Below are 18,983 nucleotides of genomic sequence, written 5' to 3'. Positions count from 1 at the left end.
GAATGGGTCATTGCTGTACCGAATTGATAACGAACATCCGCACCATTTAAATTAATAATGCCTTTAGCAACGGGCAAAGCTAAATAAGCAACAGACTCATTTACCAAATCCTTTATATTTGCAGGCTGGCATTGTGGGCTATTTGATTTTTTGTACACTTGAGAAACATCCATATTAATCTTTAACCCTCCGGATGCAGGCTCAATAACACTTGTCAACCAACAATTATTATTATTGGTCTGAATCTGATTAAGTACCACGGAATAGTTATTATCTAAGCTAACATTTGTCCAACCATTATTATTCATGCCAAAGGCGCTATTGATATTAATACTTCCAGCTCGCAAAGGGGTACCATCTGATAACGTATAATTCCCAGGCGTAACGGCTATCCAGTGCACTTCTTGCATATTTGATGCAGGATTATTTGTTCCAGAAGGCTGGGCCTGACGCCAAGTAAAGCCTGTGGATGATATTGACGTGATGAAAGTAGAAGATGGAACATCATTATTAGTATTGGCAGTAGATATTGTCGGCATTAAAAAGACTAAAGGTTTTACACCAGTAGGAAAAGCGCGTTCGAAGGTGACGGAAGCGGTAGTCGCCTTACCGTAATTAAGTTGAAGGCTTACCCGTTACTATTTCCGTATCTTCATTAATCGTTAGTTTACGTGATGTAATACGCCCGATTATGGTATTTCGCCCATTAACAATGACGTCTGCATCGCTATAGATATAACCATTAATTACAATGTTTGAAAGTATTAAAGCAATATTACTGTAACCAAAAATATAACTCACCGGCACGATTAGGATTAAATTTCAGTGCACCAGATATGTTAATTGGGTTTTTAACGAAAAAACGTACATTGCCAGCGGTATTGATAACTGGTGTGCCACCTGTGAATCGTGAAGTTTTCAACCCAATAATCTCCAGCAGATAATTAAGCACGTAGATGCATCTAAAATTAAATTCTTTATTTTATAAGTTTGGTGCGAAGATGAAAATGTCAAATTACAGCTATTTTTATCTAAGACTACCGAGCCAAAATTCAGTGGTATTATCTGCACCAAGTATTGCGTTGGCTTGGCATTCTCCATAGCTGATGCCTGTAGTGCACTACTTGTTTGGAATAAATTTGTGGCTGCCGTTAAATCTAATCCAGCATATCTTGACCAGTAATATCACAATAACGAGTACCACCAGCACCATCATCACAGACATTATTACTCATACTATTCTGCTTTATTACTGGAACAGTAAGCAAGATTTTGCCCATTGGTTCCATCGATAAAGCCTTTATAAATTGTTAAATTGGATGCGGGATTTGCGCAGCCATTAGCTTGCCATGATGGCCTTGAACCACTGCGGGAAATTTGCCATAGTCTATATTCTCAAAGCTTGAATCGAGCAGCTAAATAGCAGATACAACATACTTTATAAATCTAACCACGGCTTCTACCTCTACTTGTCGGCTAACACGAGTCTCGCCGCTTTCACATATTGCTTACTGTTGATCCGATATTGAGTCACTGCGTCTACCGCATATGCTGTACAAGTCAACGTCACACTACAGGCATGAAAACCGGTTACATTAGGGGATTCCAAGTGCTGGTTGCTAGGCAAATGCCAACGGAACCATTCAATGGAAATAACTGAGCTAATGCCGCATCGGCGCCACTATGGCAGCGGCAAAGGCTCGAGTGCCCCATACTTCTTGGGTGAGTGCGGTATCGCTGTCCTGCACAATATTAATGAGAGCAGAAGCTAATAAAAACATCACTGTAATTACAAACACACCGATGATAAGCGCACTACCTCGTTGCTGCGCAGGTAATGACGCTCTTGGTAGCGATGATCTGGATGATGAGCGTTTATATGCCGTTTTACGACCAGAGTTAGGGAACATTAATCACCTGCACTTGATGTCTGTATTGAAACGTCTCACCATTAACATTAAATCTAGGTTGTAAGTGCACCATGGCATTATTTACCAAGGTTGATGGCGTCAATGTCAGAGGCTGATCGGTATTATTTGTTAAACTGTTTGCCACACTTTGCGCCATCAACACGCCAGCTCCCATCATATTAGGTTTAGGCTGAATAGTGCTGAAGTTATAGCTGGTATAACGCTGTAGTTGTAATTCATTACTCGCAGCGACTTTTCAAAACAGTAACTTACCGGATTAGTTCCAAAATAAACTCGCTGCCGCGGTGAGCCTTCAGCAAAACGTAAGGCCGCAGTAAACGTTAGTGTGACTTGATTGCCCACTGTCGCGATAGCTTTAATCTGAGCACGCTTCTGCCTTGTACTGCTGGAGGTATTAGCATAGACATCGGTATCAAGTAACGGATAAATCCAAACGAATTGATTAACGCTAATTGCGCTCGGGACATTGTCTAGAATCACAGTGCCAGAGCTCGCTATCGCAGCAGGACTTATAGGCATAGACAAGTAAGTCGTACTGGCTTTAATAGGCACAAATTCAATGCATTGATAGGTTAACGAGTCGGTATTGACTCGCAGGCTATTGGGCAAAGCACTGCGTAATTCACGGGTCATACGCTCCACAGCAAAACGGCTTTGACTGAGCACTTGGTCAACAGAACTCGATTCAACAAAAATTCGGGTGCCAAAAAGTATAAAACTACTCACGCCAACCACAAGAATACCCAGAATCAAGATAACTGTGACCATCTCGACTAAGGTAAAGCCTCGCGTGGATGTTTGCATGCGCTTTGCTGATAAAGAGTTCATCAGTAATTACTCCTCACCATATTGTAAGTAATCACTTCGCTGTCGGGCGTCGTCACATTAATGGTGACTAGCTTAGTATTTGCCACACTTCCATAAACCACGCTGACACTTAAACGATAGTTAGGATAAGCATCAACATAGGTTTGAGTCGAATTCAACATAGTTGTAGTTTCATTTAAGCCGTTGTAATCATCCACATCATTAAAGTTGTTACGACTCTCTAAGACTCCAGAAATGTTATCTTTGCCTAACTCAGTCGCCAAGGTACAAGTTTTACCCGTAGGACTACCACACGCAGGCACACCACCATTGACATTGGTGTTTTGGTCATAGCGTTTACCCCAGATTTCATTCATCAGTGAATGGGCGAGTTCAGCACTGCGTACTCTCTGTAAGGTTTTTGCAGCGCGATCAGCCTGTGGGAATAACATGCTGGTGAGCATCACTATCGCAATGCCAATCACTAACATGCCTACCACCAATTCAATTAAGGTGAAGCCCTTACTCGATGATTGTTTGTGAAGAAATAAGCGAGAATTAGTTGGCATAAATATATCCCTCAGAGGATACATTAATCAGCACAGTATCATTGGCGGTCACGCTAATGCAGCTACCATCACACACGGGAAAGAGTCGGCCGCGACTGTCAAAATCGAGAGTGAAGTTAGTGCTATTCGTGCTCACCAGCACTAATTGAGCTCCACCTTGAAAAGCTTGGCTATAAAGCGGATTGGGTGATAATGCAGTCCCCGTACAAACCGCTTCCGCGCGAGTGGGGAATTGACTCACTTGATAACCAGTATTAGAAACCACTACACGAAAACATCTATCGGTATTATTGAGCGCCTTTTGCTGCACTTGACGCAGCTCACTTATAAACTCATTACGTAGGCTATAGGCGCTGTAGGAAGATTGGTAAATAGACGTGGTAATACCACCACAGCCAGAATTGAAATCAGGATGATAGTCGTCACTAACTCTACTAAGGTAAATCCAGCCTGTTTTGACATAGGAAATTTAAGCATTGCTCGGGTTAATTGCTGATTTCATGTACTAGGTTCAGTTTCTGCCAACGATATGATTAACGCAAATAAATGTCGGTAAATTCTTGGTAGACTCATTTATTTAAAATCATGTAAGAACCGTATTTTATCTAAAAAAAAGGCCTGCTAGGCAGGCCTTTTCATAAATGCATATTAACAATCAGAAGCATCAGGAATTGCAGAGAAAACAGGAGCAACTGTCGCACTTTCTGCTTGTTTATAAGTAAAACGACATTCTGCTGGAGCACCTTTTTGCCACATGGTCACAATACCCGTACCTTCAAATATAATCCAATCTGCACCGGTGTCAGTAGCAACTGTTGGATCTGTAGCACTGGTTCCTTCATCAAAGCTCACTTCTATAGCATTCTCCAACTCAATTTCTGTGGCTTGAAGATAGCCAAATTGCGTAACTGCGTTAGTACCTGTGCCAATATCAACAGAAGGAGGAGGAGTTGCTGTTGCAGCTTTTTTCTCTTCTCCAGCCAAGGCCGCTTTAGAATAAACCAAGCTATTTGCACCTTGGATTGAGGCTTTTAGGCCATTCAAAGCAGAAACACGCGCATCACCTTGCAGGTTAATAAACTTAGGTGCCGCTGTGACAGCAAGAATACCTAAGATAATGATCACTACAACTAATTCGATTAAGGTAAAACCTTGTTGTCTTTTCATATAAAACTACCTTTCTTTATAAATGATAACTCATGTGAGTACTAATTAAATTAAACCACTTTTAAGCTAATTCGCTTAAAACTAAAATTATTTCAAACTAACTTATTTCAAATCAAGCTATTTAAAACATATACAAAATAAAACTATAGATTACAGCTTAAGGTGTAAATGGCGTTTGGGTAAAGCTTAGCACTTTGCCTGTACCAGGGTTATAAACGACCCCTTTAACACCTGCTGTTGATAAATTGGGCGCTGGGTTTGGCACACCGGTGGTTTGGTTTAGCACAAGTGAGGCCACTTGGTGATAAACGCATAAATCTAAACCCGTAACGGTAGTACCTGTAATTGCATTAGCACTGCCACCGGCACCATTGATAACACGTACAGTGTAACGTTGATTGCGAGCATCTTGGGTGTAGAGCACATTACGCGGTGCGCTCTGCAACACAGTATTAAACACTTCTTGGCAGCTAGCATCCGTCATGGCAGTGGCATCTGTCGTTGCGATACCCGTCGGATAACCAAAGCGCGGGTCGAGAGACACTGCTGTGCCGTCAAGAATAACACTGTTATTTTGGCGTCCGTCAACTTCCCACTGTGAACGAACAAAACTCACTGCGGTAGATAAACCGCCTGCCACACCGTCAACACTGGCATCTTCAGCACTATCGGTGACATTTAGAAACCGAGGGATAGCGGTTGCAGCAAGTAACCCCAAAATAACGATGACAATGACAAGCTCAATGAGTGAGAATCCTGTTTGTTTCGTTTTCACAGTTTTCATATATGCCCCTCTGCTTAATTATTTTATTCTAACAGTTAAATTAATTTTAAAAAGCTCTCGTGATAACAATATTTTATGGCTGTGCCGAAAATATAACGCTGCCAGAATCCAGTTGATAATCGATGCTATTACCATTGGGCGACAGATAGTGGCAGCGATTATCTTTAGCTGAATAATCAGCAACCAAGTCCGCATTATCAAGCTCCGTTCCCATTAACTGCCACCATAAATCTTGACAACCTTGAGCAGTAAATAACTTAGGCTGTGGCCAACCGAGATCATTCATATTAACGACACTGGATTCGGCTTTGTTAGATATATTGTCCAACGCTTCCCAATTCAACTGCATCTGCTGCGGCTTACCTAAGGATAGCCACTGTGAGCGCACCATAACCAGCACATTCACAAAGCGATTATGCTCGACCTCTAATCCACGCGTCGCAATTTGCGGTAACGTCAAAAAATACTTAGCGCCGACAATGGCCACAATGACTAACACTAGCCCTACAACGATCATACGCCCATAGATATTTAATAGATCTTTATCGGCCTTTTGCTGGCTCTGCATTAGGGCTACTTTCCACCTTTAACAACATTGAGCATATCCCACATTGGCAGATATATTCCTAGTGCTAATATTAAGACAATCACGGCGACAAAACCGATTAAAATAGGTTCTAATTTAGCAGTGAGATTCTTTAGATCATAATCCACTTCACCTTCATAAAAATCAGCAGCATCATTAAGCAATTGATCTATTTGGCCGGTTTCTTCACCTACTGCCACCATTTGCAGTACTAAAGGCGTAAATAACTTACTCTGATTAGACACTCTAAGCACCGAATCACCAGACTCAATTCCACGGCGCATACCGACTATTTTGTCGTGCATATAGGCATTGTCTACGGCATCAGCCACTAAGCTTAACGCCTGTGTCATCGGCACCCCAGCACTGAGCATCATAGAGAAGCTACGGCAATAACGCGCTAACGTTGAGCGTTCAATAATCGACCCTACGGCAGGAATATGTAATTTCCATTTATCCCACTGTTTCTCGCCCTTTTCGGTATGGTGCCAATAGCGAATACCGATAATCGAACCAATAAGCGCCACCAGCATTAGCCCCCAATAATTCACAAATAGATTCGATGTACCAATCAGCACTTTTGTCGCCCAAGGTAAGTCGGCGCCAAAACGTGAGAACATCTCGGCAAATTTAGGGATCACCATAATGTTTAGGATCACCATCGCAATCGCGATCGCAATCAATACGAACATGGGGTAACGCATGGCCGCTTTAATACGTCGCCGCGTTTCTTGCTCACGTTCGATATAGCCCGAAAGCTGAATAAATGCGTCTTCTAACTTGCCGGTGTTCTCCCCCACATGCACCATAGAAACAAACAAAGAATCAAAAACATCAGGATGTTGATTCATTGATGATGATAATGGTCGGCCAGCCGTTAACTGCTCAGAGATATTATTTAACGCATCTTTCATCCGCTGAGAATGTGCCGTTTCAGATAAGCCCGCAATCGCCCGTAAAATAGGGATGCCAGAGCGCGTCAGCGAGTACATTTGCCGAGTAAAAATCTGTAATTCTTCTAGCGCGACTTTACTGCCAAACAGCTGAGCCAATGAGAAGGGTTTAGTCACTTTGGCCACGTTGACCTCAAGGGGAATAATACCCCGCGACAGCAATATATCAGCGGCAGCACTTTCCGATGCTGCATCTAATTGCCCCGTCACGGGTTGACCTTGACCACTGCGTCCACGGTATTGATAAATTGGCATAATTACGCCTCAATGCCTTGTTGACTAACAATATCCCTAGATAAGGGAATATGTGATTCGCTCACGTCCTCAACCAATTTAGCCACCTCTTCAATCGTCGTCATGCCTTCACTCAAATATTGTAGCGCTGACTCGGCAAGCGGGGTAAAGTTCGGGCTATTTAATGCCGCTCTGGCAAATTCCTGCGGATTACTGGTACGCATGGCATCAACCATCTTATCGTCCAGCTCAAGAATCTCAAAAATACCAATACGGCCGCGATAACCACTGCCGTTGCAACTCTGACAACCGGTACCTATTTTAAAGTTCGCATGGGTGAAATCTTTACGACTCACACTACTTAGCCACGCCTTTTCCTGCGCGGTCGGTTGATAGTCAACCCCACAGTTATGACATACCCGTCGCACTAAACGCTGGGCAATAATGACTCTTAGGGCACTGGCCACTAAATAACTGGCCGCGCCCATGTCCAGTAAACGCAGCGCACTGGTGACCGCATCGTTAGTGTGCAAAGTCGATAACACAAAGTGACCGGTTAATGCGCCTCTAAGACCAATCTCAACGGTTTCTTGGTCACGCATCTCACCAACCATGATAATGTCGGGGTCTTGGCGTAACGTGGTACGTAAAACGTTCGCAAAATCTAAACCTATCTTATGGTTAACTTGTACTTGGTTTATTCGTGGCAATTGATATTCGATAGGATCTTCTACGGTAATAATCTTACGATCGGCGGTATTAAGCTCGCTCAGAATGCCATATAAAGTGGTGGTTTTACCGCTACCAGTCGGCCCCGTCACCAATAGCATGCCGTGAGGACGTTTAATTTGTTTACGAATACGCGCCAAAATAGCCGGTGGCATACCTGTTTCGTTCAAGGTTAATAAACCCGCCGATTGATCCAGTAAACGCATTACTACTGATTCACCGTGATAAATCGGCATGGTCGACATCCGCACATCAATATGATGCCCTTTAATGTCCATTTGAAAGCGACCGTCCTGCGGTAAGCGTTTTTCAGAAATATCGAGTCCGGCCATTAACTTAAGCCGCAACACTAATGCGGCAGCAATGTTAACTTCATTCAGAATCGTTTCGTGTAACTGACCATCGATACGCTGACGAATACGCAAGGCTTTATCACCGGGCTCAATATGAATATCCGAAGCACGCATTTGCACCGCATCCTCAAAAATCGACTGTAGTAACTTAACGACTGTGGTTTCATTATCACTGTCGCCAGAGGTGAGGCTGGCTAAATCGAACATCTGATCGGCAGCGTATTCCTCTTCAAGCTTACCGGCGATCTGAGCAATTTGGTCGGTACGACGATATAAGTTATCAAAGGCTTGCAGCAATTGCTGCTCGGGCGCCACGGCTAACTTTAAACGTTTCGGGGCAATAAGGGCTTCAAGGTTATCAAGTGCCTGCAAATCAGCCGGATCGCTCATCGCCACGAGCACACTGTCGCCTCTATCTTCAATCGCTAAAGCTCGAAAACGTCGTGCCTGCACTTCAGGAATTAAGTGCACCACCTCTGCAGAAATTGGCAGTTTGCTGATATCAAGAAAGGGCACATTTAACTGCTGGGATAAAAACTGCAGTAATTGATGCTCTGTAATCGATTGTAGATCGATCAAAGTACGGCCTAACTTTTTGCCGGTATTACGCTGTTCAGCCAACGCTTGTTGCAACTGCGTTTCAGTAATAATCGATTCTTGAACTAACAGATCGCCCAAACGCATTTTTAATCTGGGTTTCATTGGCTATCTCCTAGCTGAGTTAAACGTTGTTCAATAAAGGCACTCGCCTGCGTTGATAAGCCTCTATGGCCTAGTGCTGTGCGATAAGCTTGGCGTGCTTGGGTAAATTGTTGCTGCGAATCAAGCGCATAAGCCAATCCCATCCACCATTTAGCCTGTAGAGGTTCTTGTTGTAATAACTGCCTATAAGCTTGTTCTGCCAACGGAAACTGGCCTGATTTTTGTGCGATATCCGACTGCGCCATCCACTTTTGTCTCGCCAGCGGGTGCGTATCAGGTATGTGCGTTAACGTCACCAGTGCCAAACTAGGCTGTTCAGAAGCTTGCTGAACCCTTGCGAGGAGCAGCGCAAAGTCGACTTCTTGCGGATATAAGATAAGGCCTTGTTGTAGCAGATCGCTGGCTTGAGCTAATTGATTCTGTCCATAATGCAGCGCAGCCAATTGCTTACGCGCTTCATGCATGCCAGGGTCTAGCGCGAGCGTTTGCTCATAATAATCAATAGCACGGTTGAGTTGACCGTCCTTCTGCGCCTCGCTTGCTAACGCAAAACGCTTATTTGCCAATTGCTGTGGCGTTAACGTCACTTCTGTTATCGCCATTTTCCCCTGTGTTTTGGGAGTAGCATTAGCAGCTACGGCAGATATGCTATCTGGCTGATTACGACTATCTTTGGCAGGTATGTCGTCAACAAATTCAAGGCTCATGTCTGATTCTGACTCTTGTTCAGGCTCAGGCTCTAAATCAGTCTCAGGTTCTAAATCAGTCACGGGCACAGCAAGTTGTTTAGCTGTTAATTCAGCGACTATAACTGGAGTCGTGATTTGAGCATTGGAGCCAATTTCAGCACGGGCGGCTGTCGTTACCTTGACCGGTGTCGCCACAGTATCAAGGCTTGCCGAGGTGGTTTTCCAAGCTACGCTGTCGACTGGCACAGAAGCAGTTGGAATCGATATTAATGGATTGTGTTCATTTGTAAGAGTCGGCGACGCTTCAGCTGATGTTGCCATGAAGGTTTGCCAGCCATAAACAACACCACCGCCTAGCAGCAGCGAAAAAACGCAGAACAATAATCCGTTAAAATAGGAGTGAGAACGGGCTAAATACTGTACCTGTGGTTGGATAACATTACTAAGTTCATGCCCTTGTTGGCGCTTGTCAAGATCCTGCAGCATCTTGTTGATTACGCTCATACAACACCCTTAAAAAAATGCTGTAATCCAAGGCCAAATACTAGGGTCATTAGCGCTAAAAACGGTAACCACTTCCACGACCATAATCTGCGGCTACTGGCATCTTCGGTATCTTGAATTGCTGCGTTAATATGGGAGTTTTGCACACAAGCAGCACCTTCACCAAAACTTAACAACAAGGCTTTGTGGGCAAGAATATTGATCAATCGGGGATCCCTCTGGACGCATAGGCAATTTGGCGTGTTTCTCTTAATGTAAATAAAGCTTCGCCAGCGCGCCCAGCTATAGCTAGTCGGTGGCGAATATAAGCATCGGTTTCGTCTAGTGTTAATGGACGCAGATTATAACTAAAAGTAATACGCTGCCTTAATTGTCTAAACTCTTGGCGTTTAAGCCGCTCATCAAGCTCTGGCTGTGCAAATAACACGACTTGCAATAATTTGCGCGTCTCGGTTTCAAGATTCGTGAATAAACGCAGCGCCTCTAGGCTATCATCCGGTAATGCCTGTGCCTCATCGAGCACTAATACAATGGCGTGCCCGTGGGCACTTAAGGCTAAAAGCTGTTGTTGAATAAGCCCTGTGAGCTGTTGTTGATCGATATTACTAGCATATTTAAGGCCCAGCTCACTCGCCACTGCCCAGCGTAACTCTGCTGGGGTAAGGTAAGGATTCGGCAAATAAGCGCAATGGAACTTACTCGGTAATTCATTGATGAGTTTACGACAAATCAATGTTTTACCCGTTCCCACTTCCCCAGTAACCTTAATAAAACCTTCACCCGTTTGTAGGGCGGTTTGCAATACTTGCAAGGCTTCTACGTGCGGTGATAGTCCGAAAAAAAATCCGGTATTGGGTGTCAGTGAAAATGGCGCTTGGCTAAGGCCAAAATGCTTCTGATACATAGAAGCTTAATTTGTTTCCGGATACCAACGGTCTAATAAGGTCTTAGAACGTTGTAACTCGGTTTTCCACGTATCAACACCTACAACCGTAGGTTTAAGCAAAATGATTAATTCGGTTTTCTTTTTTTGTTTACTGCGGTTTTTAAACAGCTCACCTAACAAAGGAATATCACCCAGCAAAGGCACTTGCGATACCACTTCAATATTTTCACTCTTCATCAGGCCGCCGATCACCACTACATCACCTGACGCTGCACGAATAACGGTATCCGATTCACGAATTTCACTCTGAGCCAGAGGCAACTCTAAAGAGGCATCACTGATCCTAATATTTTTAGTTTGTTCTTTCACATCAATCACCGACGGATGCACATGTAGCAGCACGTTACCATCACGATCAATTTGCGGAGTAACATCTAAAGCAATACCAGAGAAAAATGGCGTAAGTTCTACCTGCGGCGTTGTCACGGGTGTTGTACTCGCCACTGTGGTCGATGAAACGTCAGTCACAAAATATTCATCAGTCCCCACTTTAATCACCGCTTTTTGGTTATTTGATGCCGTGACTCTTGGGCTAGACAGCACATCGACATCGCCTTGGGTATCTAAGAAATTGATCATAGTCGTAAAATCAGAGCCTTTGATGCTAAGCGAGGTAACGCCACCTATTGCAGAGGTAATTTTATCGCTTAGACCTGGGCCCGCTGAGGTGCCAAAATTCACGTTAGTATTACCGACATGCCCCAGCACGTTGTCCCACTGAATGCCTTGCTGATAGCCATCGGATAAGGTCACTTCGAGGATTTTAGCTTCAAGGATCACTTGGCGCTGTAAATGGCTTTCTGCTGTATTTAAGAAAGTACGCACTTGGCGTAATTCACTCGGAAAAGCACGAATGGTGACTAAACCCGCCTGCGGCGTGACAACCACCTGACGCCCGCCTCCGGTTTCACCAATAATAGAGGTTAGCGTTTCTTTTAACTCGCCCCAAAAATCAGTCTTGGTACGCGAACGAATAAAGGTGCCGTTAGAGCTGTCACTACTGCCATTGTTACTGGAGTTGTTACCGTTATTACTATTCGAATTATTGTTCGAATTGCTATTATTTGAATTATCGCTGTTTGAGTTATTACTGTTTGAATTATTGTTATCCGACAGGCGACCCGAACTCACGGAGGTGAGCGACAAACCGTCACGCTCCATATAGAGATAGTTCAGCGGAAAAGTTTCTGTTCGCATTCCGGCAGGAAATACGCGTAAAATGCGACCTTCTCGGCTCACTTCATAGCCATAAATATCTTCAACCACTTGAATCGCTTCAGTTAACGTTACGCCTTTTAAAGAGAGCGAAATCGTACCTTGTACATCGGGATGCACTGCGACGCTCAGGGGCGTACCTTGGACTAAGCTTGGAAAAAAGACCTTTGCATCCACATCTCGGGCTGACACATCGAAACGGCGCTCTGCTTCTAGGGCTGGGGTTAAACCAGACAATAAGGCTCCGGCATTCAACTCTCGCTGCACCGCATCTGGCATAGTCGCTGGCGGTGGCGTTGTTAATGCCGTGGCTGTCGCCATTGAAGTGGCTAGTTCATTTTTACTCGCCTCGGGTTGCGGCCTATTTGTGGTCTGACACGCCACAAGGCAAAGTGAGAGTAGAGGTGTGAAGTATTTAATCGCTTTCATCTGAGGTGTATTCCCTATCTCTCTATTATTGCTTGAAACAATGTCAGTTTACGTCCATCGGACAGTGACACATAAGCGGGGGTGATGTTGACGATTTTTAGCCCCTGAATACTGTCACCCACAGACAATATCTGGTTATTTATCACAGCGTAAGCTGTGTTGCCTGAACTGACAATGCTATTGAGGACGATTGCCTGATCCTGTGTTTGACTCGTAGTCGTAACCGCAGTGAAGCCTTTTCCGGGCAAAGTAGGATCTCGCAGCGACTCAGCCAAAACAGCTGTAGAGTTCAAGCAAAGTAACATGCTAATAATATAAGACTTATTTAGACACACTGATAAAGTCCTTATTAATGCTTAGGGTATATAGTTCGATCTCAATAGCCGCCAGCGGGTATTGCGTGACGTCATAATCAAGACGCTTCCAATACAGCTTATCTGGCATAGCTTCAACCGCTTCAACAAAACGCAGCACAGAGAAATAATCGCCTTCTAAACTCAAGCGAATGCCATGGCTATACAGGTTAAGTTTTTTATCTTCACCTACCGCTAATAAGGGGACGGGCGCTATCGACATAAACTTAACTAATTTAATCCCTTGCACTTGCCCAAGTAAGTTACTTAGTAGCTCAGGCATATAATCTGCCGGTACCATAGCCACCATTTGTTCATTGAGTTGGCTATCTAAATCTTGGTTTTGTTGTTCAACAAAAGCTAAGCGCTGTTGGTAATCTAAATTAGGATCTAAGGCTATGCGCTGCTGATATAAGTCAATTTGTTGAGTAGAAATGGCATTATCTTGCTGTAAGGTTTTAAGCTGCTGCGAAATCGATGCATGGGTTTTCCAAATCGATTCGAGCGGCAAGTAACTCAGCATACCCAGTACGGCAAACACCGCAGTCGCGATCAATACTCGCTCTCGGCGACTTAACGCATCAAACTGTTGACCTAATTGCGCTAACTTGCGCTTCATTGTGTGGCCTCCTTGCTATTACTTTTCAAGGTAAAAGCCAAAGGTTTATCCTCACCACGATCCATTCTCATCGACGAGAAAGCCTGCCCTTTTAAGGTATGTGTTGTCTTAAGCTTATCTACCCACAGCGGAATACTCTGTGGATGTTCAGCAAAACCTTCAAACATAAAGTCCTGTTCATTGATTACGATATGACTTAGCCATACGCTGCCATCCGCTACAACGGCAAGATCGTTAAGTACTGGAGCAAAACCGCGACTCGTCAAGGAAGCCCTTAAGCTTAATTCTTGCATAAGCAGCTGTTTTAATTCTAATTGCTGGGTCACTAAATCTACTCGTTCAACCAGCGCAGGATCGGCTTTGCGTGCAGCGAGCTCTGCCTCTAATGTTTGCTTTTGGGTATCAAGCTGCTGCTTTTTCTGCGTTACCAATTGCAATTCTTGTCGTAAAGAGCTCACTTGCCAGTAGCTATAACTCATACAAACGACCAAAAGAAGTAAAACACTTAAGGCATAAGTCCCTAAGCGAGCAAAAGTCAGCTTTTGTTTTGGCGGTAATAACGAGGGAGTATAGAGGTTAACTCGGTATTTAATCACTCTGCACCTCTTGAACATTCGGCAAATGCGAGCTGCGCCATGCGAGCGCCAACACAGCTCTTATCGATCACATTTACGCTTTGATTAAAGTTTTCCGAAATCAATGTAGCCAATACATCCACTGCGCCGTCAGTCAGTAATTCGATAGAAGAAACGGGATCTTGCCTTAACTGACTCTCAAAATAATCCATCGAACGCTGGATTTCTAAGCTGAGATTATCTGCCATACCATAAGCAAGTTCTTCTGCTAGAGCCTTATCTAAATGAGTGAATCCTCGCACTCGGCGCTGCATATAAAGTTGGCCTTGCTTAACCACAGTTAATAACAACTCCTGACCGGGATTATGGCTCACGACTAGCCGAGCTTGATTATCATCAAAGAGATTTGTCGTTGCTAATTCTTCGATACTGATCCCAATAAGTTGTAGATTTTGTTCGTGAATAGCTTGAACCATACTGATAAGCTTGGTTTTATCCACCACGACTACGTTAATTTTATTACTGACTAAGGGGGCTCAAAATAATCCAAATGAATTTGCGGAACAGGTAACGTTACCATGTCTTTAACTGACCACAGTAAAGCCTGGGGCAACTCAGCCACATCGACATTGGGTTTATCGGTCAACAGTAATTGATACAGACCTGAAGCTAAAATCAGTTGTAACTGTGCATTGGGAAAAGATTTAGCCACGGCACTAAATCCTGCAGACCAGTTCTCACTTTTAAGCTCAAAGGATTGCCATTGCTCGATCTTAGTATCTTGTGCGGGCGCATATACCCATAATTTATCGGTGCAGACATAGACCCCAATATTGATCGGAAACATTTTTTGCTGCCAAAAGGCGAATCGATCAATGAAACTCTTTTCCATAAAATGCCTATAACAAACTGAATTTGAAGGTTTAACTTTGCCCTCTACTTAAACATCCTGTTATCTTGTATCCAATGTTTTATAGCCCTGTATTAAATATTCTATTAATACTTCCAGCTGTGTCATTTCTATACTGATTAGTCTAGCCGCTTATTAGCATATATTATAGATAAACACGTGAATTATATGTACTATTTCTATTCGTTCGTAGCAACTAGCCCGCATAATTCGATATTTTACTTAGCTTCTATCGGTTCACTAAAATACATTCCCTGCGCTGCGCTGACACCAAGGATTTGCAATGTTTGCCATTCTTCAAATACTTCAACGCCTTCGGCACAAACTTGCACCTCAGTACGATACAAGCCGCCAATTAAACTACGGATAAATAATTGGTTTTCAGGGCGCATGTGGATATGCCGTACAATTGATCGATGTAGCTTAATTAAATCAAAATGGCATTCACGAATGTAATAAGTTCCAACAACCTGCTCACCAACATGATCAACACAAAGCCTTGCGCCCATTTTGCGGATCATATCTAACTTAGGAAGTAACTTTTGTTGATGTTGGATCACAATATCTTCTGATACTTCGAAGATTAACCGCGAGGTTAGATGTCGATATTCTAATAGTGTTGTTTTTAGCCATTGTGAAAATGCGCGGCTCATTAACGAATCCAAGCTTAAATTGATACTGTAACGCTGCGGTGCCGATTTTTTATTCGTAGGTAAATTCGCGCCTTCAACGCTTGTTTCATTCGATAACAACAGCAAAACGCGTTCAATAATTTGCCTTTCAATTTGCGGCATTAAGCCACATTTATTGGCCATAGGAATAAATAAAGTGGCACGAATTAATGCCCCTTGATTATCCCGAGCCCGTGTAAATATCTCCTTATGATGTTCATTACCATCAGAATCGATTATCGGCTGGCTAAAGGGATAAAAACGCTTTTGTACTAATGCATTCTCTAAAAAACTCCGCCAACGCACAGAGCCTTTAGCAAATTCTTCATCAATAGCGCCTTTATCGTACATAAACCAATTACTATTGCCTTGTAATTGTGCCGCCCTTAAGGCCATATCTGCTTCTTCAATTAACTGCGTTGCATTGTCCCCTGCGGTAAAGTAAGCGCAACCAAGATGGAAAAAATTGTCACGATTATCGACCTCGGGCAAAGGCTGACTCAAACATATTTTGAGTAGCTTGCTGGCCAATTGATCGGCTTCAATAAGCGATATTTGTGGTACTACAATGGCAAATTGGTTATGGGAGCGGCGAGCAAATATGCTATTTGCTTGGCTTTGTAACAGTAAACTAATGGCACTAACGGTCGAATTTAATAGCTCTCTCGCTGCAGTTTCACCTTGTGATTGTTGTAATAAATCCAAATCATCCATTTCTAATAAATAAATAACGCCATGGGCAAGCATTGACTGATTGTGGCTCAGCGCATCGAGACGATTTGTTAAAAATAATCGATTACCTATATGGGTTTCTGCATCAAGAAAGGTATTAGAGCGGATAAACTTATCAAAACGGCCCCGCTCTTTTTGCGCGTCTTGTAACTCTTCTAGTAATTTAGTTAACGCACGGTTAATCAGCCTTGGCTTACCCTTTCCAGGTGTTGCCAGCGCTTCTTCATGCTTGCCTTGTAAAATTAATCGACTGCGTAAAGCTAATTCCTCAATACCATCCAATTGCTGTGAAAACCACAAATAGCCAAAGCGTACTAATGCGATAACCGCAAAAATACCGATTAATAGAATGAATGTCTCATACCAACTGAACGTGAAGTGTTCGAAGGGTTGCGGCAAGGTTAATAGCATATGTAAGCCAGATTTAGGCTCCAGCACATGGTCATATATAACCGCATTTTGAGTAGAAAGATTACCTTGATAAGCCAATAACACTTCACCGTTTCGACTCAGACGAAAATCTACAGCATTATAGGCGAGTAGCATTGGTGGCAACCAAGCCTCCAACTCCCAATCTGGTCGATGCTGATAATGCTCCACCAGCATAGTTTCGAGTCCGGCAACTTTTTGCTGCTGAAACTTATAAGTCAGCTGCACAAAGCTCATCACTGCGCTCAATATAAATACGAAGGCAACTGCAGCCAAAGACATTAACCAAAAGCTGGTTAATTTTGTAGTTAACATTCGAGTGAATTTCATCTATCCGCTATCCTGCAGGATTATAATTATTATCTGAACAATTTTTAACATAAAAACAACAAGGCTATCTGTTGATTATGTCAGTAGCCTAACCCAAAAGGCAACCAAGTCACGGTAACTTTAACGTTGGCTTAAATACAAAAAAGAGACTAATTAGTCTCTTTTTGTATTTTAAGCCGCATTTTGTCTAGTCAGCGTATTGCGGCAAAGTCGTAATAACAGCAACGCCTGAGTCAATAGCGGCTTGTGCAACCGCACGCGCGACAACTGGCAGTAAGCGTGGATCCATCGGTTTGGGCAACACATACTCAGCACCAAAACTTAATGACGTCACCTGAGGATAAGCCTTTAATACGCTTGCTGGTACGACTTCTTTTGCCAATCCTGCAAGCGCGTAGACGGCGGCAATTTTCATCTCATCATTAATACATGATGCACGCACATCTAATGCACCACGGAAAATAAATGGAAAACACAGCACGTTATTAACTTGGTTTGGATAATCACTACGACCAGTACCCATAATTAAATCACTACGTGTTGCGTGGGCAAGTGCTGGTTTAATTTCAGGATCGGGGTTTGAACAGGCAAAAATCACTGGTTTGTCAGCCATTAACGCGACTTCTTCAGCGCCAATCACGTCAGGTCCAGATAAACCTAAAAATGCATCTGCGCCCTTGATTACATCAAGCAAGGTGCGTTTATCGGTATGATTAGCAAATAGTGCTTTGTATTCATTAAGATCTGTACGGCCAGAATGAATAACGCCTTTAGTATCTAGCATGTAAATGTTAGCGCGATTAGCACCACACTTTACCAACATAGTCATACAAGCGATCGCAGCAGCACCTGCGCCCATACACACAAAGATCGCATCGCTAATCAACTTACCTTGAATCTCTAACGCATTGATCATTCCCGCCGCTGTCACAATAGCAGTGCCGTGTTGGTCGTCGTGAAATACCGGAATTTTACAACGGGCAATCAACTCGCGCTCAATAACAAAGCATTCTGGTGCTTTAATATCTTCCAAATTAATACCACCAAAAGTATCTGCAATTGCAGCGACGGTATTAATAAACTCTTCAGGCGTATTATGCGTAATTTCAATATCGGTCGAATCAATATTAGCAAAATGCTTAAATAATAATGCTTTACCTTCCATAACAGGTTTAGATGCTAATGGGCCTAAATTACCTAGGCCTAAGATAGCAGTGCCATTAGTAATCACGGCGACCGTATTACCTTTATTGGTATAACGGTAGGCGTTGTCAGGATTAATCGCTATTTCACGTACTGGCTCAGCCACTCCAGGACTATAAGCTAGGGCAAGATCATGACTCGTTTCGGCTGGTTTAGTTAAACAAACTGCGGTTTTTCCTGGAACGGGAAATTCATGATAATCGAGTGCTTGTTGACGAATATCTAACATTTTAAAATCCTGAAATACGGCATTTATAATTTATGAGAGTGAGGTCGACCAACACCTAATTCGCCTCTGTAAGGGCGATATAAATAGTCTTGTTGGTCAGGGTAAGATACGCCAATAAAGCGACTTTTTAAATAAAATATTCGTCATTTTTACCTTAGCATTCAGATTGTTCCTCTAAGCTCAGTTTTATAAGCTTATCCTCTCTAATAAAGTGACATTTTTCATATTTTTTTGTAGAAAAAAAACAGATATTTCATCAATTAAATGCTGGTTACAGCATGTTTATAGCTGTAACTTTGGCTAAATTACAATATTTAGTCGCTAGTGGGATTAT

16 protein-coding genes and 5 pseudogenes are annotated in these 18,983 nt (G+C 43.1%); 1 reads left to right on the top strand and 20 read right to left on the bottom strand.

The features are described from left to right. Positions 1-410, bottom strand: a 410-nt coding sequence (locus C9I43_RS18825; RefSeq protein ID WP_146157143.1) for a hypothetical protein, incomplete at its 3' end; no start/stop codon positions are given. A 55-nt stretch (positions 411-465) separates the two neighbouring features. Here C9I43_RS18825 and C9I43_RS19145 point away from each other — a divergent pair. Continuing rightward, positions 466-615, top strand: a complete 150-nt coding sequence (locus tag C9I43_RS19145; RefSeq protein ID WP_258192037.1) for a hypothetical protein — start codon at positions 466-468, stop codon at positions 613-615. 542 nt (positions 616-1,157) lie between these two features. Here C9I43_RS19145 and C9I43_RS19140 read toward each other — a convergent pair. The 19 genes and pseudogenes from C9I43_RS19140 to C9I43_RS18735 form a co-directional block, all read right to left on the bottom strand. After that, positions 1,158-1,289, bottom strand: a complete 132-nt coding sequence (locus tag C9I43_RS19140) for a hypothetical protein (protein ID WP_258192034.1) — start codon at positions 1,287-1,289, stop codon at positions 1,158-1,160. A gap of 126 nt (positions 1,290-1,415) precedes the next feature. Next, positions 1,416-1,910: pseudogene (locus C9I43_RS18820) on the bottom strand (MSHA biogenesis protein MshP). Continuing rightward, positions 1,900-2,759: pseudogene (locus C9I43_RS18815) on the bottom strand (PilW family protein). The pseudogenes C9I43_RS18820 and C9I43_RS18815 overlap by 11 nt, the downstream one beginning before the upstream one ends. Then, positions 2,759-3,307 (bottom strand): type IV pilus modification PilV family protein, encoded by a 549-nt coding sequence (locus C9I43_RS18810; RefSeq protein WP_107881447.1) that lies wholly within the window; start codon positions 3,305-3,307, stop codon positions 2,759-2,761. Before C9I43_RS18810 ends, C9I43_RS18815 begins: the two are co-directional and overlap by 1 nt. Then, positions 3,297-3,784 (bottom strand): annotated as a pseudogene (locus C9I43_RS18805) (prepilin-type N-terminal cleavage/methylation domain-containing protein). Before C9I43_RS18805 ends, C9I43_RS18810 begins: the two are co-directional and overlap by 11 nt. Positions 3,785-3,955: 171 nt before the next feature. Continuing rightward, positions 3,956-4,474 (bottom strand): prepilin-type N-terminal cleavage/methylation domain-containing protein, encoded by a 519-nt coding sequence (locus C9I43_RS18800; RefSeq protein WP_107881443.1) that lies wholly within the window; start codon positions 4,472-4,474, stop codon positions 3,956-3,958. Positions 4,475-4,631: 157 nt separating this feature from the next. Further along, on the bottom strand, positions 4,632-5,249 hold the full coding sequence (locus C9I43_RS18795; protein WP_107883978.1) for a pilus assembly FimT family protein: 618 nt from the start codon (positions 5,247-5,249) through the stop codon (positions 4,632-4,634). An 82-nt stretch (positions 5,250-5,331) separates the two neighbouring features. After that, positions 5,332-5,826 (bottom strand): MSHA biogenesis protein MshF, encoded by a 495-nt coding sequence (locus C9I43_RS18790; RefSeq protein ID WP_107881441.1) that lies wholly within the window; start codon positions 5,824-5,826, stop codon positions 5,332-5,334. 5 nt (positions 5,827-5,831) lie between these two features. After that, positions 5,832-7,052 carry a type II secretion system F family protein gene (locus tag C9I43_RS18785; RefSeq protein WP_107881439.1) on the bottom strand — a complete coding sequence of 407 codons (1,221 nt, stop codon included), beginning with the start codon at positions 7,050-7,052 and terminating at the stop codon, positions 5,832-5,834. A gap of 2 nt (positions 7,053-7,054) precedes the next feature. Next, complete coding sequence (locus C9I43_RS18780; protein WP_076499271.1) at positions 7,055-8,815, bottom strand: GspE/PulE family protein; 1,761 nt, start codon at positions 8,813-8,815, stop codon at positions 7,055-7,057. Further along, positions 8,812-10,008 (bottom strand): tetratricopeptide repeat protein, encoded by a 1,197-nt coding sequence (locus C9I43_RS18775; protein ID WP_107885171.1) that lies wholly within the window; start codon positions 10,006-10,008, stop codon positions 8,812-8,814. Before C9I43_RS18775 ends, C9I43_RS18780 begins: the two co-directional genes overlap by 4 nt. Next, positions 10,005-10,912 (bottom strand): annotated as a pseudogene (locus C9I43_RS18770) (ExeA family protein). The gene C9I43_RS18775 and the pseudogene C9I43_RS18770 overlap by 4 nt, the downstream one beginning before the upstream one ends. Before the next feature lie 6 nt (positions 10,913-10,918). Then, entirely contained in the window at positions 10,919-12,598 is a 1,680-nt protein-coding gene (gene mshL / locus C9I43_RS18765; RefSeq protein WP_107885169.1) for a pilus (MSHA type) biogenesis protein MshL, read from the bottom strand. A 14-nt stretch (positions 12,599-12,612) separates the two neighbouring features. Then, a complete protein-coding gene (locus C9I43_RS19180) occupies positions 12,613-12,933 on the bottom strand; it encodes an MSHA biogenesis protein MshK (protein WP_076499279.1) in 321 nt (106 codons plus the stop codon). Then, positions 12,920-13,570, bottom strand: coding sequence for a type II secretion system protein M (locus C9I43_RS18755; RefSeq protein WP_107885167.1), 651 nt, complete (start codon positions 13,568-13,570; stop codon positions 12,920-12,922). The genes C9I43_RS19180 and C9I43_RS18755 overlap by 14 nt, the downstream gene beginning before the upstream one ends. Beyond that, positions 13,567-14,166: a PilN family protein gene (locus C9I43_RS18750; RefSeq protein WP_107885165.1), complete on the bottom strand. Its 600-nt coding sequence runs from the start codon at positions 14,164-14,166 to the stop codon at positions 13,567-13,569. Before C9I43_RS18750 ends, C9I43_RS18755 begins: the two co-directional genes overlap by 4 nt. Further along, a pseudogene (locus C9I43_RS18745) lies at positions 14,163-15,037 on the bottom strand (MSHA biogenesis protein MshI). The gene C9I43_RS18750 and the pseudogene C9I43_RS18745 overlap by 4 nt, the downstream one beginning before the upstream one ends. 236 nt (positions 15,038-15,273) lie before the next feature. Beyond that, a complete protein-coding gene (csrD, locus tag C9I43_RS18740; RefSeq protein ID WP_107885163.1) occupies positions 15,274-17,217 on the bottom strand; it encodes an RNase E specificity factor CsrD in 1,944 nt (647 codons plus the stop codon). Between the two features lie 187 nt (positions 17,218-17,404). Beyond that, the gene (locus C9I43_RS18735; RefSeq protein WP_076499290.1) at positions 17,405-18,649 is read right to left on the bottom strand and encodes a malic enzyme-like NAD(P)-binding protein; all 1,245 of its coding nucleotides are present in this window, start codon (positions 18,647-18,649) and stop codon (positions 17,405-17,407) included. Between the last annotated feature and the right edge of the window lie 334 nt (positions 18,650-18,983).

It is taken from the genome of Shewanella morhuae (genome assembly GCF_003028295.1).
Classification (GTDB): domain Bacteria; phylum Pseudomonadota; class Gammaproteobacteria; order Enterobacterales; family Shewanellaceae; genus Shewanella; species Shewanella morhuae.
The sequence above is the reverse complement of the archived record's forward strand: the minus strand, read 5'-3'. Positions and strand labels throughout refer to the sequence as shown.

Bases quoted from the DNA above. Each gene is read 5' to 3' on its own strand.
- C9I43_RS18785 (WP_107881439.1), bottom strand. From the start codon at position 7,052: ATGCCAATTTATCAATACCGTGGACGCAGTGGTCAAGGTCAACCCGTG.
- C9I43_RS19140 (WP_258192034.1), bottom strand. From the start codon at position 1,289: ATGGAACCAATGGGCAAAATCTTGCTTACTGTTCCAGTAATAAAGCAG.
- csrD (WP_107885163.1), bottom strand. From the start codon at position 17,217: ATGAAATTCACTCGAATGTTAACTACAAAATTAACCAGCTTTTGGTTA.
- C9I43_RS18775 (WP_107885171.1), bottom strand. From the start codon at position 10,008: ATGAGCGTAATCAACAAGATGCTGCAGGATCTTGACAAGCGCCAACAA.
- C9I43_RS18800 (WP_107881443.1), bottom strand. From the start codon at position 4,474: ATGAAAAGACAACAAGGTTTTACCTTAATCGAATTAGTTGTAGTGATC.
- C9I43_RS18755 (WP_107885167.1), bottom strand. From the start codon at position 13,570: ATGAAGCGCAAGTTAGCGCAATTAGGTCAACAGTTTGATGCGTTAAGT.
- C9I43_RS18780 (WP_076499271.1), bottom strand. From the start codon at position 8,815: ATGAAACCCAGATTAAAAATGCGTTTGGGCGATCTGTTAGTTCAAGAA.
- C9I43_RS18735 (WP_076499290.1), bottom strand. From the start codon at position 18,649: ATGTTAGATATTCGTCAACAAGCACTCGATTATCATGAATTTCCCGTT.
- C9I43_RS18790 (WP_107881441.1), bottom strand. From the start codon at position 5,826: ATGCAGAGCCAGCAAAAGGCCGATAAAGATCTATTAAATATCTATGGG.
- mshL (WP_107885169.1), bottom strand. From the start codon at position 12,598: ATGAAAGCGATTAAATACTTCACACCTCTACTCTCACTTTGCCTTGTG.
- C9I43_RS18810 (WP_107881447.1), bottom strand. From the start codon at position 3,307: ATGCCAACTAATTCTCGCTTATTTCTTCACAAACAATCATCGAGTAAG.